The organism is Endozoicomonas sp. 4G (assembly GCF_023822025.1).
GTDB lineage: Bacteria > Pseudomonadota > Gammaproteobacteria > Pseudomonadales > Endozoicomonadaceae > Endozoicomonas_A.
Genome location: NZ_CP082909.1, coordinates 3,051,766 through 3,066,103 on the forward strand (window position 1 = coordinate 3,051,766; position 14,338 = coordinate 3,066,103).

Consider the following 14,338-nt stretch of genomic DNA (forward strand, 5'->3'; position numbering starts at 1 on the left):
GATGATAGAAACAACTCTGGAAAAGATAAGTAGTTTCACTTAACCTAGGGTTTAAATCACCTGAATAATGATGCTTCTAAAATCTTTCTCAGGGAAAAGATAGTCCAAAAAGTTTATTTCACTTTTTTTATTCAAGACCGATGAAGTGAGACAGGCTCCGGGAAAGCTAAAACAACCACGAGCTAAGGAAAGCACTTCGGGTAGACGTCATGATCGAGTTTTACCTCAAAATACTCTCCGGTAATCACCAGGGGGCTGAAATCCCACTGGAACCCGGCAGTCACTCTCTGGGCAAGAGCGATCAGTGTGATTTGGTCCTGACCGACGAATCACTCAGTGACCAGGAGCTGGTGATCAACATCAGCCCGGAAGGTCAAATCAACCTGTCCAGTCAATCTGAAGACGGATTGCTTTACAAAAACGGTCTGCCCCAGGGCTCGGCCCTGAATGCCGATCACTTTGACATCATAACCTCCAGCCAACTATTTTTTTCTCTGGGCCCTGTGGACGCCGACTGGCCTGATCAACCCCTGCCAGAGCTTCATAGACCTGAACCAGAACCGGCAGCAGATCAGGATATTGACGCTGAACAGAATGAAGATGAGGGCTTCCCTGATGCTCCTGACATCCTGATAGACGATGAAGAGGTTGATGATGATGACCTGAACAGCCTGAGCGATGAACTGAATGAAATAGATAATGATAACGACGAGGAAGACGAAGAGGATGAAGACGACTCAGAAGACTTTGAGAACCCTCTGAAGAATATTGACCGGAAATGGTTGATCGGCGTCCCGGCCAGCATTTTGACATTTTTCCTGCTTCTTATCCTGTTGCTTACAGGTGGCTCTGAAGAGGCACCTCCCAAAATGAGCCACCTTGACCAGGCCAAACAGATCCGCAGTCAACTGAACCAGAAAAACATCAAACTGAAAGAACTGCCTGACCAGAGCATTCTGGTCTCTGGCTATACCCTGACAATGAGTGATAAACAAACCATCCAGCGTGAACTTCGTGAACAGGGGATTCCTTTCAGTTCACAACTGGTGGTGATGAGTGAATTAAGAGCCAATGCCGATGCACTTTTGAAGAATCAGGGACATACATCCCTCAGCCTGGAGCTGGATAACTCTCCTGGCTCACTGGTTATGACCGGTTACGTTGCCAGCTCTGAGGAGCTGCAAAAAATCATTGCCGCCCTGAAACAGGAGGTTCACGGACTGGTTTCCGTTGTCGATCAAGTAGAAAATCAGGCGGGTCGCCTTAACACTCTTAAGTCCATGCTCAGGGAGAAAGGCCTGAGCCCCCGCATACATTTGATACAAAAACCTAACCAAATCACTTTAGAAGGCCACCTTCTGGACGATGAACAGGTATATAACCTGAACGACGTGATCACCCGTTTCAGAAAACAATACGGCAATCAGCCCCAGCTGAGATTAGCGACCAAAACGGCTGGAGCACCTGCCAAAGTGATCAGTACCCCACTGGCTCCTTCTCTGAAGATTCGGTCAGTGAGTATGGGAAGGGTGCCCTTTGTCACCATGGAAGATGGGGCCAAATACCTGATCGGCGCAAAACTGGCCAACGGGTATATAATTGAAGATATTAATCTTGACTATCTTTTATTATCAAAAGGCACAGATCGGATCAAATATCGTCTTGGAGGCAACAGTGAAGGATCCACAAACCGACAATGAGAAAGTCCGCCTCTCTGGCCTCGAAGATCGCCTGATTCTCGACACAGACGGTGAACTCAGAGAGCAGGTGCTGCAGGAATTGGTGGATGAAGCCTTTCGCCTCAAGTCAGAGCGGGATAAAGGGCTTTCTCCCGATGAGTTTGAGACCAACAACAAGATGATCACAGCCTTGATGGCCGCTGTTGAAGTGGTTGACAAGACCTGGAACACTCATCACAAAAAGAGCTGATTAAACAAACACCGTCTGGTAGCTACAAAGCAGTCCAACAGGGAGAGGGATCATGGCACAGAAGGCAGCCAACCACTTAAACTTTGATCATGTACAGGATGTATTTGGCAAAACCGCTGAAAATCTTGATCAGGCCCTGAAAAGCAAAATATCGAACATGGACCCTAACAATACCAAGGACATGGTCGAGTTTCAGGTTGAGTTCAACAAATACATGATCATTGAGGGTTTGAGGTCCAGCATCATCAAATCCATCAAGGACACACTCCAGAGCATTATCCAGAAGTTGTAAGCCGGGCAAACAGCAAGAGGCCTGAAACATGACCGATGAAAAACTGATCAAAACCCTGGCCGATATAGGTTTTATGGCCTCCAGCGTGGGTATGTCAAAACATGCTTTCGGTATATTTAGCGCCCTTGAGAAAGTCAGGCCTGACAGCGTGCTCCCTACTCTGGGCTTTGCCCTGACCTTCATCAATAAAAAGATGAATCAGGAAGCACTGGAGATTCTTCACAAGGAAGCCATTCCAAAAGATCCTGACAATCCCACCGTAAAAGCCTTTATCGGTATGGCGCTGATGATGGAAGGAAGAAACAGGGAAGGTGAAGATTACCTGACCACTGCCAACAAAGAAGGTGACGAAGAGACCGCCACCATGGCCAGGGAGCTATTGGATAATATCAGAAAAAGTTAAGCCTTTTTCGCCCTGTCAGCCAACGCCTCCAGAACCGTTTGCCTGAGCTCCTCAGGCATTTCCCCTCCCGCATTAATATGTTGTTGAAACCAGCTTTCGATCATCTGCTGACAGGCATTCAGGAATCGCTCCCTGAGCTTATGATCCGACAGACTGACAATCAACGCTGACTGTTTTTCTATGGTATTGACAGAGAAATAATCACCACTCACCTCCTGCAAGGTGCCGTCGTATCGCTTGACAAAAACCCCGGACTCCCCAAGCTTTCTGACAAAATCACGCTGCTCCTTAGCCTGCCAGCCTTCGGCCACTGACTCAGCCAGAACACTGACCGGCTCCTGCCACGGGGCATCAAGCCAACGCTGAGAAACTTCGCCAGCCAACGTAATTCGTTTAGCCAGACGCAGTAAATAGCCTTTACGGCGCGCTCTGGAAAGATCCTGCAGTTCTCTGGCAACATGCAGGTCTCGAAACTGTTTGCGGGCATCATTCAGATTCCAGCACGGCTGATACCTGACCTCAAAACCCGCCATCGACTCCAGGTAATCACACCACTGTTCTGAATGTTGGGAAATGGCGGACACCGAACTGCGGAAGCCTTCCACAAATGCCTTGCCATATTGAGAGGCTACCGATGGATGGGCACCATCCAGAGAGTGGCGACCTTTTTCCATCAGCAGATGATCAAGAAAAGCAGTAATTGATTGCGGCTGTTCAGCCACCAGCTCACCATTTTCCAGTTTCACTGAGCTGTATCGAATCTGATAGGTGTGGAAATTTTCCCAAACCTTCATCAGACCCGTCAGGCCAAGACTGGAATCCTGCATGCCCCTTAAAAAACTCAACTCAGGGTTTTGCAACTCTGTCTGCAATTGCATAATCACGGGACTATGCAGCGCTGTTTCGGCATCAATAAGGTAAGGTTTGTTACCACTGATATGAAGATTTCTACTGTGAATATCAGTCAGCCCCGACATAAGACAGAAGCCGGACGCCACCCCCATACGACGATGGTACGTTTCCAGATCATCGCTCTGGGCAACGGTTTCCGAGGCAATAAACTCAATGTAACCGTAGGAAGACTTATTCAGTATCCTGAACAGACCCAGAGCGTCTGGATCCTGCAACCAACCATTCAGTGACTGGGCCATGCTCTGCTTATCACCCACTAATAACTGGTCAATGGCCAGATCCCTCAATTTGTAAACCAGATGTTCACCATTATTAAACGTCAATTGATAAACGGGTGGTCCGGAGTCTAGTTGCAAATTACGGATGGCGATCAGACCAGAAGTCGGCTGATGGCTCTCCACCAGCTGACGGCTCTCCGAAAAAAAGTAATGATTGATTTCAGACAAGTCCTGCTTCACCCGACTCAGGAGTGTACGGGTCAATCTGACGTGTTGGAAAAATTCCTTCTGAAGGTTTCGATACCAATGAGGATAAGCATCAATAAGTACCTCCACCCCTTTGGATTCCAACAACTTCAGCACTTCACCGTAGCGAGTCAGTGTGTGATCTTTTGCCAGCCAGCCAATAGCCTGAAGCAGCCTTTCATCCATCCATTCGATGGCCGACTGGGCAATGGATTGCAGCACACTGTTTTCAGAACCATCAACGTCGGCCACATAACTCTGAATAAGTTTTATGTACTGATTGATAACAGGCTTGAGCCATTTGGATCTTAGCTGCTCGGGAAATACCAGACCATTCACCAGGCATGAATCATCCGCATTAAACCAATTGGGCAATCTGGCGAAAGCAGGCTTGCCTGCCTTTGTCTGGGTAGAAAAATCGACCAACTGATATTTCAACATCCAGGATAATAAAAATAATAACGATTGCCTGCCAGGGAACAGCTTTTGAATACTGCTGACAGTCTGAGGTGTCACCAGTTTCCTGATCACCTCTCGTATCTCGTTTTTATCAAGAAGGTGGCTCAGCTGACTGAAAAAGAAACCTTTCTCCGACATCAGCAGAACCCGCAGACCTCTGTCGGTGGCGACAAGAACATCCGTTTCTTGCAGAGCCACCGACGCATAATGCCCAAACACATCCTGATAAGGCATCCCCACTGCCCTGCCCTGATGGTGTCGTATTCTTGAAGCTTCCTCCCCCAACTCTTCTACCAGTCGGTGATACTGATCAATCACCAGGGGCCAGCTGAAGGTTTCATTCACTCTTCGAACAGCCGCCCCGGACATCTCTTTACGAACCGACTCATCCGTCAACAGGGTCGACAACGCAGCTTTCAAAGCCTCTATATCAACAGCCACTCCCTGGGCCTGGATCAGCTGAGCCTGAGTTTTGCTGAGGAGACTGAGCGGGCGGGAAATATCATCATGGTCAGCCGAGGTGGTTTTGATCAGGAAACCTTCCTGCCCGGAAACAATCAGGTCCCGATAACCATTCCAGTCCGAAAGAATCACCGGCACACCAACCCTCATGGCCTCTACCGGGGCCAGTCCAAAACTCTCCTGCACATTGTCCGCAAGAGCAACAAAGACATCCGCCTGGGCCAGTAACTGCTTGCGCTTCTCATCATCAACAGAGAGCTCAAAGCGAATACAATCTTCAAGATTGAACTCATAGGCCTGGGCCAACAATGAACGAACGTATTCACCGGCAGCATCACCAGCCCCTGCAATCACCAGCTGAAACCGGGTCACCGTTCCTTCTTCAAACAGATCATTCAATGCCAGCAATAGTGGATGAAGGTCCATTTTATCGGCTGCAGATAACCTGCCAAGACAGAGTATCTGAAGCACACCGCCTTCTTTGCCGACAGCAGCCTCCGGCCTGGCTGGCTCAATACCCAGAGGCATAAGGCTCACCTGGCCACGATAAGGAACCGCTGCGCCCACCGTATCACTGACACTGGCACTGGCCGAAGAGATCAAACGCTTCATCACCGTTTTCTGGGCTTTGGAGCTACAGAGTATGGAGTCACAAGGCTTGATGGGAGAGAAAATCAAATCCCTGACCCTGGATAGACGAGCATCGTCACTCAGGCTGTGAGCCCTGCCGGTGATAGGAAATAATCCAGCTGCATACCTTTCACGCAAAGACGCCAGATCAGCGATATAAGGATCTCCGGAATGGAAGACGGTATAAACATATTTCTGTAAACAGGAAGGCAGATCATGTACCGGCAGAATATGAATGTTTTTGCCCGCCCCGTACTGGCTCAGATACTCTTTCCAGTCTTGCCTGAAAGCGGCTGTCTGCGCCTCATGAAGAAACAGATGCAGTTCATCAAAACGGCTGTATCGAATCACTGCCTTCAAAAAGGCTTCATTAGCCTGACGCAGTCCGTTATATCCACTGATTGAGTTTTCTGCCCAGGTGACAAGACAGCCAAATACAGTGTGATTGGAAATTGGATCCATCATGGCATGATCATCGTTGGCATTGTTGGCATGACGGTCTGTTCCTGACTGACTTCCATGAGGTAATACTCAAAGTTATTGGCAAACTCAGCCAGGGCTTCCTCAATAAGTTCTTCATTCATTCCCTGAAGCGAGCAGGAATAATGCAAAGCTAATGCTTCTTTCTCAGGCTCTATGGACAGAATAACCCGCTGGGTCGTTGCCAGACCCACGGTTTTAGTCATCAAGTTTCGGAGTACATTTTCCTGATCTTTTTCACCGGGTGGCAGCTGGGCAATAATGCCATGGATAAAGAATCGCCCATTAGCTTGAAAACAAGTGAACTCAATGCGGCTGTCGATGGTGAGGTAATAGCGGTTATCGCGAAAATCCAGTTCACCCAGCTGATTATTGCGGGCAACGGCCTTCATCAGATGATCAAAACTCATGGCTTCCCTGCTCCAAGTGAAGGCGTCCATGCCTTCTGATGTGGTATTAATGACAGTTTACTATTAATACTGTTTCGGCAGGTACCGGAAAAAATCTCCCGATATAACTACACCGTCGACGCTTATTCTGTCAGCAGATGATCAACATCTTTGGCCATGCGCCTGCCAGATATTTTGCGAAATAAAACCACAAGCAGAACAAAGCCGACTGCAGAAGCAAGAAAACCCATGACGACGGAATCCATCATACCCATCACCAGATAACCCACCATGGCAACAACAGCAGTACTCAGGGCATAAGGAAGCTGAGTCGTCACATGATCGATATGGTGACAGGAGGCCCCTGTGGAAGAAAGAATCGTGGTATCAGAGATCGGTGAGCAGTGATCACCAAATACCGCACCGGCCAGAACCGCGGCCAGCATGGGCAGAATCATCGTAATGTCGGCAACCACTGCCATATCCCCCGCTATGGGGAGCATGATGCCAAACGTGCCCCAGCTGGTGCCGGTGGAAAAAGCCATCAACCCGGAGACCACAAACAGGATCAGCGGTAAGTAGCCGGTCTTAATCTTTGAACTGCTCACCAGCTCGGCCAGGTACTTGCCGGTTTCCAGTGAGCCGATGATATCCACCAGCACCCAGGCCAACACCAGAATATAAATAGCAGGCAGCATGGAGCGGGTACCTTCTATCACCGCCTTACCCCAGGTTGAGGCATCCAGATTATGGCTGAGCATTCTAACCGCCGTGACCAGAAGGCCAGCAAGACCGCCATAGATCAGGGAGTTAACGACATTGGTGTTTTCAAAAGCACCCAGAATGGAGAAGGGCGTACCAGCTTCCTGAAGCGCAACGGCGCCTGTGGCAATTAAAGAGGCAGTCGTTGCGATCACCAGAGTCAATACAGGAATCACCAGATCAGCCACCGTCCCTTTTTCACTGCTTCTGACCGTCTCAGAAGAACCTGGGGGTGTTCCTTTTCGGCTGTCGTACAGTTCACCGGCCCGGGCACGGCGCTCATGGGTCAGCATGGGGCCGATATTCAAATCCATAGCGGCAGTACAAAACACCAGTGCCAGGGCAAAGATGGCATAAAGATTCATTGGCACCATGCTGACAAAGGCACCCATAGCACTCACCTCGGTGACTTCATGGGCCACCAGAATGCTGCCAATCAGGGCAATAATGTACGCCCCCCAGCTGGAGACAGGTGTAATGACACAGACCGGTGCCGCCGTTGAGTCAATCAGGTAAGCCAGCTTGGCTCTGGAGACACCATGGCGGTCAGTCAGAGGGCGACCAATATTGCCAACGGCCAGTGCGTTAAAGTAATCATCAATGAAGATAATCATACCCAGCAACGCGGTCACCAGTTGCGATCCCTGACGGGACTTTACTCGCTGGCGGGCCCAGTCACCAAAAGCCCTGGCGCCACCTGAAACATCAATCAGGGTGGTAATGATGCCGAGCATCACCAGGAAAATCAGAATAAAGACCGTGCCGGTATTCAGACCACCATCCCAGAAGATTTTGGTAAAACTGTTGAGGAGGTAAGAAAACGTATTGCTGATACTGAAGTCAGTCAGTAACAGGGCACCGGCAAGGATACCTGCGCCAAGGGAAAAAAGTACTCGGCGGGTCAGGATCGCCAGAATAATAGCCACTGCCGGAGCGACTAATGACAGGGAAGATGTGCTGTAACTAAGTAATTCCATAAATACTGATCTTGTGAGTGAACATGCTTTCAGAGCAGAACATCCGTGACTGCTGACTAAGCTTAATCCACGATTTAGGATCAGGAGGGCAATGGATTGCAGAATACGATCCAATAGGTTCCGTATCTGCCCGTTGCTGAGTCTCCCGTCTAGGCAGATAACTCAGCAACGATTGTCCAGTAGCGCTCCACAGTAAAAACTGTGACAGTGATACACCTCTTCGATGCACCACCAGCAGATGCGTTTGACGACGACTCTGCTTCGGCACCCTTTCCTTTCACCCGGCTCTCTGTTCTGGTCAATTCAGAACACTCGGAGTCACCCTGCTACGGATTACTGATAAACGGTGCGCCTCTACTTTTAGCCTTGATCCGGGGATCAACGGCTGATTCTTGTGGGAACTTTCCCTGCTTTCACAGAAAAGCACCCTTTCACCCATAACCAGACTAATCCGACTTATGGTGTTGATTAAGAGGATCACAGGCAGAGGTGCAATAGTGGCTTACCGTCACAACGCCTCTGCTGATGTTCGGTAATTATGCACATCGCTGCATGATTGACAACTATGAGATTTGGGTGAGGGGGTGGAACAAGCTAAAATGGCAGTGCTCATATTGTCGATTATAGGGATTATCATCAGGAGAGAATTCATCATGTTCAACCCAATGCACCCCGGCGAAGTTCTCAAAGAATCTTACCTGGAACCACTGAATATCAGCGTAACAGAGGCCGCCAGACGTCTGGGCGTTGCGCGCAAAACCTTGTCTGAACTGGTCAATCAGAGATCAAATGTCAGCGTTGAGATGGCTTACAAATTAGCTAAAGCCTGCAATACCTCTCCTAAGCTGTGGCTGAACATACAGCTGACACTCCCCGCCCTTTCGGGCGAGGGTTCTTAGATCGCTCCAAGAACCTTCCTGCTTCGTCACGCCTTCCCTAGGTAGGGGCTTTTAAGCCTCTACCCCCGTTCCAGTCGCTCCACAGGCTAACCCCGCCAGTCCAGCGGTTTTGATATTCTTTGCTGCGTTAATGTCCCGGTCGTGATGGGTTTTGCATTCCGGACATTCCCATTCACGAATAGACAACGGCAGACTTTCATGGACAAATCCGCAACCGGAACAGCGTTTAGAGCTTGGAAAGAATCGGTCTATCTTAACCAGATCTCTACCCGCCCAATCAGCCTTGTATTTCAACTGGCGGACAAACTCCCCCCAGTTTGCATCGGCTATGTGCTTGGACAGCTTTGGATTTTTGATCATGCCCTTCACGTTCAAAGACTCTACGCAAACAACTTGGTTCTCGTTAATGAGTTTGCGTGATGCCTGGTGGGTGGCATCCATCCGGCAATCGGCAATCTTGGCATGAAGTCGTGCAACCTTGAGCTTTGCTTTGGCTCTGTTGCTACTGCCTTTTTGCTTTTTTGACATCTGACGCTGAAGATAGGCGAGCTTTATCTCGTAGCGTTTGGTGTGCCTTGGGTTACCGGATTTTTCACCCTCTGAAGTGATGAACAGATCATTCAAACCTAAATCAATGCCTACTGTTTTGTTACTAATAGGCATTGGTTTAGCTTCAAACTCACACAGCATGGACACAAAGTACCGGCCTGCCCGATCCTTGCTGATGGTAATACTGGAAGGCTCAGAAGCCAGTGGTCGGCTCCATCGGATATTCAGCGGATCTTTGCTTTTGGCAATGAAAAGCTGACCATCTTTGTATCTGAAAGCGGCCTTTGTTAGCCGGATACTTTGTCTTGAGTGTCTTTTCTTGAATTTAGGGTATTTGGCTTTTCCATTACAAAATTTCTTGAAAGCCTCTTGCTGATCTCTAAGCTTTTGTTGAAGAATCACGCTGGATACATCAGCCAGAAATGGAAACTCTGTCTTGAGCGAGACAAGCCTTTTTTCTACCTCAGAGTGGGATATGGATTTCCCGTCTTTGTAGTAGGCATCAGTGCGAAAACGAAGCGTATTGTTATAAACAAATCGAGCACAACCAAACGACTGAGCAAGTAGCTGAGTTTGCCCAGGTGTTGGGTAGAATCGTTCTTTGTAGGCTCGCTTAGTCTTCATGCGAAATATTTTACAGAAAGCATTGCCTTTCGTAAACCTTGATGTTTATTATCAGTCCTGCGGACTGACCGCTTGTATCACCGCCCGATTGGGCGATGCTTTACGCGGGAATTGGTAACAGCTTACTTGTCGACTAAGCTTTGCATAACATGCCCAGTGAGTTTTCACGGCAAAGAAACCTCCGACCTCTCTCCAGATTTAGACTAACCTGATTTTCCAATAAACAGTTCAATGACTGGGAACGCAGGTTTTGCTATCCAAAAAGCCATTGATTTTGACCTTGGTCATTGCCTTTTCTGTGCATTGCTCCAATGGCCGTGCCCAGGAAAATGGGTTGCCTTTGCGCTTCGCCCTGGCTGTCGGCAAGGTGCTTTTCCCGGTCCGGGATGGGCTACCAGATGAACAAGAGAGCGAGACCATTGAATGGTGGGAGTTGAAGGTTCACAGTCGGGCAGCCTCTGATAACGGTTCTGACAGTGAGGACAGCAGCACCTCTGATGAAAGCAACGACAACCGTTTAAACGAAGATGAAGACGAAGCCAATGCCGAATCTGATGTTCAGCATATAACCACAACACTTAATCCTTTTCGGGTATCCAATGAAATCAGTCAGTATTGTCCGGCTACGGCACTGAAAAACATTAAGCAGGAGCCCGTTTCAGACAGTGCAATAGTCACTAACGGCGGCTCTGATGAAAGCATCGACAACCGTTCAAACAAAGACGAATCTGATGTTCAGTATGAAACCACAACACTTAATCCTTTTCGGGCATCCAATGAAATCAGTCAGTATTGTCCGGCTACGGCACTGAAAAACATTAAGCAGGAGCCCGTTTCAGACAGTGCAATAGTCACTAACGGCGGCTCTGATGAAAGCATCGACAACCGTTCAAACAAAGACGAATCTGATGTTCAGTATGAAACCACAACACTTAATCCTTTTCGGGCATCCAATGAAATCAGTCAGTATTGTCCGGCTACGGCACTGAAAAACATTAAGCAGGAGCCCGTTTCAGACAGTGAAATACTGACTGATTCAGAGGTAGACGTGACAAAAGTGGACGCTGCTAAACACCAGTGTGACCATGAGGGCTGCGACTACAGAACCAAGCGGCTGGATAATCTGAAAAGGCACAAACAGATCCACCTGCCTGCCGACCAGAGACCCAAGAGACCCAAGAGACCCAAACCCAAGGTACACCAGTGTGACCATGAGAGCTGCGACTACAACACCTACCACATGGGTCATCTGAAACAGCACAAACAGACCCACCTGCCTGCCAACCAGAGACTCAGGGTGCACAAGTGTGACCATGAGGGCTGCAACTACAGCGTCGGCTATTCGGCCCATCTGAAAAGGCACAAACAGATCCACCTGCCTGCCGACCAGAGACCCAAGGTACACAAGTGTGACTATGAGGGCTGCAACTTCAGCACGAGCCATTCAGGCAATCTGAAAATGCACGAACAGACTCACCTGCCTGCCAACCAGAGACTCAGGATGCATCAGTGTGACCACGAGGGCTGCAACTACTCCACCGACCGGGCGAGCAATCTGAAAAAGCACAAACAGACACACCTGCCTGCCGACCAGAGATCTAAAAGGAAAGCCTGTGACCAGCCGTCATCTAATAAGAAAAGAAAGAAGGCTGATAAAGAATAGAAACCTCCGGCCTCCCTCCAGATTTTGACTAACCTGATATCAAAATAAACAGTTCAACGGCTGGGAACCCAAGCTTTGCCATCCAAAAAACCATTGATTTTACCTTGGCCATTGTCTTTTACGCTGGTTCCCACGCTGGAGAGGCTGTCGCAAAACTCTGGTGGCCATGCTTCAGCGTGGGAACGAGCCAAAAAATCAATTAAACCAGTACACGCTTTCAATGTAATTGATGGGTTTGCTCTATCAATGGCACCCAAACTCCGTTCACCCTGAGCGGAGTCCAAGGGTGGTTGGCACGGTCTTTATTGTTGGTTCGAAGTCCACATCCTTCGACTCCGCTCAGGATGAACGTAGATTGTTCACATCAAACTCATTGAAGTGACGCATATAACACGCCCAGTGAGGAAAGCAGAGTTTCAGCATCCTCTGGAACGTGGGAACGAGCTATACTGCCACCCTGTCGTCTTGTTCGTCGTTGTTATCCTTCCCGGAATAAACTTCTGAAATGCAGGCTTTGATCTCATTATCTGAAAGACTTATGTCCGTCTTAACAGCCCCGCACAACGACATAACGCTAAGGTTTTTAGTCGCAACCTGCCAGGTACCGTCTTCTTGTTGAATGAACTCAAGCTGGTCTCCTTCTCTAAGGTTCAGGTCTACTCGTACTTTAGCGGGTATAGTGATCTGACCTTTTGAGGTTAGTCCGGCTATAGACATGGCTGTATCTCTATGATTCCTTAAATTCCTTACATTGTGGTAAGGAATTATTTGAACACTCTATTTTTACACCACCAAAAAAAACGGCTCATCTTTCGACAAGCCGTTCCATTTCACTCAACCGGTCAACACCCGACCCTATTCCCACTCAATCGTCGCAGGTGGCTTACTGGACACGTCATAAGTCACCCGGGAAACATGCTCTATCTCGTTAATGATCCGGCTGGAAACTTTCTCCAGCAGTTCATAAGGCAGATGAGCCCAGCGAGCCGTCATAAAGTCGATGGTTTCTACAGCCCGCAAGGCCACCACGTACTCATAACGACGACCGTCGCCGACCACACCCACTGACTTAACCGGCAGGAACACAGCAAAGGCCTGGCTGGTTTTTTGATACCAATCAGCTTTGTGCAGCTCTTCAATAAAAATGGCATCGGCCTGGCGGAGAATGTCGCAGTACTCTTTCTTGACCTCTGCCAGAACCCTCACGCCCAGGCCCGGACCGGGGAATGGGTGGCGATAAACCATGTCATAAGGCAGGCCCAGTTCAAGACCAATCTTGCGCACTTCATCCTTGAACAGTTCACGCAGCGGCTCAACCAGTTCCATCGCCATATCGTCAGGCAATCCCCCCACATTGTGGTGAGACTTGATGACATGGGCCTTGCCAGATTTAGCGCCTGCTGACTCAATGACATCAGGATAGATAGTACCCTGCGCCAGGAACTGAACATTGTCCAGAGCCGTAGCCTGTTGATCAAAGACTTCAATAAAGGTGTTACCGATGATTTTACGTTTGGCCTCCGGGTCCTGAACGCCTTTCAGCTTTTCCAGAAACAGTTCTTCAGCATCCGCACGGATAACACGCACTCCCATGTTCTCAGCGAACATGGCCATCACCTGATCACCTTCATTCAAACGCAGCAGGCCGTTATCGACAAAGACACAAACCAGCTGATCACCAATAGCCTTGTGCAGCAGCGCCGCCACAACACTGGAATCAACACCGCCAGAAAGACCCAGCAGTACGGTCTTGTCACCGACCTGTTCACGAACTCGGGCAATGGCGTCTTCAATAATGTGTCCTGGCGTCCAGAGCTTCTGACAACCGGCAATATCAATGACAAACCGTTCCAGGATACGACCGCCCTGCTTGGTGTGAGTCACTTCAGGGTGAAACTGAACACCATAATAGTGTTTCTCTTCACAGGCCATGGCGGCAAAAGGACAGGAATCGGTAGCAGCCGCTGCTACAAAGCCCTCAGGCAACTGGGAAACCTTGTCGCCGTGACTCATCCAGACATCCAGACTCAGACGTCCCTGTTCGTTAACATGATCTTCAATGCCATCGAACAATCGAACCTTATTTTCCAGATTGACCTGGGCATAGCCGAACTCACGCAGGTTTGAGGTCGACACCTTACCACCCATCTGTTCAGCCATGGTCTGCATGCCATAGCAGATGCCCAGTACAGGTACACCCAGGTCAAAAACAGCCTGAGGCGCACGGGGAGACGCGTCACCGGTCACGGACTCAGGTCCACCGGAAAGAATCACTGCTCTGGGAGCAAACTCAACAATGGCCTGCTCATCCATATCGAAGGGATGCAGCTCACAATAAACGCCTATTTCACGTACACGACGAGCAATCAGCTGGGTGTACTGGGAACCGAAATCCAGAATCAGAATTCGTTCGGCGTGGATATCCTGTGACATGTGTTTTCTCA

13 protein-coding genes and 1 riboswitch are annotated in these 14,338 nt (G+C 49.1%); of the genes, 6 read left to right on the forward strand and 7 right to left on the reverse strand.

Features of this window, described 5'->3' with window-relative positions; translation table 11 throughout:
- Nucleotides 1-209: 209 nt before the first annotated feature.
- The 4 genes from sctD to K7B67_RS11880 are packed head-to-tail and all read left to right on the forward strand — an operon-like array spanning nt 210 to nt 2,624.
- A complete protein-coding gene (gene sctD, locus K7B67_RS11865) occupies nt 210-1,700 on the forward strand; it encodes a type III secretion system inner membrane ring subunit SctD (protein WP_252176090.1) in 1,491 nt (496 codons plus the stop codon).
- Nucleotides 1,675-1,929 (forward strand): EscE/YscE/SsaE family type III secretion system needle protein co-chaperone, encoded by a 255-nt coding sequence (locus K7B67_RS11870; protein ID WP_252176091.1) that lies wholly within the window; start codon nt 1,675-1,677, stop codon nt 1,927-1,929. The genes sctD and K7B67_RS11870 overlap by 26 nt, the downstream gene beginning before the upstream one ends.
- A 52-nt stretch (nt 1,930-1,981) precedes the next feature.
- Nucleotides 1,982-2,221: a type III secretion system needle filament subunit SctF gene (gene sctF / locus K7B67_RS11875; RefSeq protein WP_252176092.1), complete on the forward strand. Its 240-nt coding sequence runs from the start codon at nt 1,982-1,984 to the stop codon at nt 2,219-2,221.
- 28 nt (nt 2,222-2,249) lie between these two features.
- A complete protein-coding gene (locus K7B67_RS11880) occupies nt 2,250-2,624 on the forward strand; it encodes a hypothetical protein (RefSeq protein WP_252176093.1) in 375 nt (124 codons plus the stop codon).
- Here K7B67_RS11880 and K7B67_RS11885 read toward each other — a convergent pair.
- The 3 genes from K7B67_RS11885 to K7B67_RS11895 all read right to left on the reverse strand — a co-directional run bounded on the left by K7B67_RS11885 (nt 2,621) and on the right by K7B67_RS11895 (nt 8,159).
- Nucleotides 2,621-6,016, reverse strand: a complete 3,396-nt coding sequence (locus K7B67_RS11885) for a DUF4135 domain-containing protein (protein WP_252176094.1) — start codon at nt 6,014-6,016, stop codon at nt 2,621-2,623. The two genes, K7B67_RS11880 and K7B67_RS11885, sit on opposite strands and share 4 nt — an antisense overlap.
- The gene (locus K7B67_RS11890; protein WP_252176095.1) at nt 6,013-6,441 is read right to left on the reverse strand and encodes a CesT family type III secretion system chaperone; all 429 of its coding nucleotides are present in this window, start codon (nt 6,439-6,441) and stop codon (nt 6,013-6,015) included. Before K7B67_RS11890 ends, K7B67_RS11885 begins: the two co-directional genes overlap by 4 nt.
- A gap of 122 nt (nt 6,442-6,563) precedes the next feature.
- Nucleotides 6,564-8,159, reverse strand: coding sequence for a Na+/H+ antiporter NhaC family protein (locus K7B67_RS11895; RefSeq protein ID WP_252176096.1), 1,596 nt, complete (start codon nt 8,157-8,159; stop codon nt 6,564-6,566).
- A 172-nt stretch (nt 8,160-8,331) separates the two neighbouring features.
- Nucleotides 8,332-8,524, reverse strand: a riboswitch (Lysine riboswitch).
- 288 nt (nt 8,525-8,812) lie between these two features.
- On the opposite strand from K7B67_RS11895, the gene K7B67_RS11900 reads away from it, so the two are divergent.
- Nucleotides 8,813-9,058, forward strand: coding sequence for a HigA family addiction module antitoxin (locus K7B67_RS11900; RefSeq protein WP_252176097.1), 246 nt, complete (start codon nt 8,813-8,815; stop codon nt 9,056-9,058).
- A gap of 51 nt (nt 9,059-9,109) precedes the next feature.
- On the opposite strand, the gene K7B67_RS11905 is transcribed toward K7B67_RS11900, so the two are convergent.
- The gene (locus K7B67_RS11905; protein ID WP_252176098.1) at nt 9,110-10,231 is read right to left on the reverse strand and encodes a transposase; all 1,122 of its coding nucleotides are present in this window, start codon (nt 10,229-10,231) and stop codon (nt 9,110-9,112) included.
- 250 nt (nt 10,232-10,481) lie between these two features.
- Here K7B67_RS11905 and K7B67_RS11910 point away from each other — a divergent pair, with 250 nt between their 5' ends.
- Nucleotides 10,482-11,894, forward strand: a complete 1,413-nt coding sequence (locus tag K7B67_RS11910; protein WP_252176099.1) for a hypothetical protein — start codon at nt 10,482-10,484, stop codon at nt 11,892-11,894.
- A gap of 53 nt (nt 11,895-11,947) precedes the next feature.
- Here K7B67_RS11910 and K7B67_RS11915 read toward each other — a convergent pair whose 3' ends face one another.
- From K7B67_RS11915 to guaA, 3 genes are all read right to left on the reverse strand, one after another.
- A complete protein-coding gene (locus tag K7B67_RS11915) occupies nt 11,948-12,151 on the reverse strand; it encodes a hypothetical protein (protein ID WP_252176100.1) in 204 nt (67 codons plus the stop codon).
- Between the two features lie 187 nt (nt 12,152-12,338).
- On the reverse strand, nt 12,339-12,611 hold the full coding sequence (locus K7B67_RS11920) for an AbrB/MazE/SpoVT family DNA-binding domain-containing protein (RefSeq protein WP_252176101.1): 273 nt from the start codon (nt 12,609-12,611) through the stop codon (nt 12,339-12,341).
- Between the two features lie 138 nt (nt 12,612-12,749).
- The gene (gene guaA / locus K7B67_RS11925; RefSeq protein ID WP_252176102.1) at nt 12,750-14,327 is read right to left on the reverse strand and encodes a glutamine-hydrolyzing GMP synthase; all 1,578 of its coding nucleotides are present in this window, start codon (nt 14,325-14,327) and stop codon (nt 12,750-12,752) included.
- Nucleotides 14,328-14,338 lie beyond the last annotated feature (11 nt).

Coding starts and splice junctions, on each gene's coding strand:
- sctD (WP_252176090.1), top strand. CDS start 210: ATGATCGAGTTTTACCTCAAAATACTCTCCGGTAATCACCAGGGGGCT.
- sctF (WP_252176092.1), top strand. CDS start 1,982: ATGGCACAGAAGGCAGCCAACCACTTAAACTTTGATCATGTACAGGAT.
- K7B67_RS11880 (WP_252176093.1), top strand. CDS start 2,250: ATGACCGATGAAAAACTGATCAAAACCCTGGCCGATATAGGTTTTATG.
- K7B67_RS11885 (WP_252176094.1), bottom strand. CDS start 6,016: ATGATGGATCCAATTTCCAATCACACTGTATTTGGCTGTCTTGTCACC.
- K7B67_RS11890 (WP_252176095.1), bottom strand. CDS start 6,441: ATGAGTTTTGATCATCTGATGAAGGCCGTTGCCCGCAATAATCAGCTG.
- K7B67_RS11895 (WP_252176096.1), bottom strand. CDS start 8,159: ATGGAATTACTTAGTTACAGCACATCTTCCCTGTCATTAGTCGCTCCG.
- K7B67_RS11900 (WP_252176097.1), top strand. CDS start 8,813: ATGTTCAACCCAATGCACCCCGGCGAAGTTCTCAAAGAATCTTACCTG.
- K7B67_RS11905 (WP_252176098.1), bottom strand. CDS start 10,231: ATGAAGACTAAGCGAGCCTACAAAGAACGATTCTACCCAACACCTGGG.
- K7B67_RS11920 (WP_252176101.1), bottom strand. CDS start 12,611: ATGTCTATAGCCGGACTAACCTCAAAAGGTCAGATCACTATACCCGCT.
- guaA (WP_252176102.1), bottom strand. CDS start 14,327: ATGTCACAGGATATCCACGCCGAACGAATTCTGATTCTGGATTTCGGT.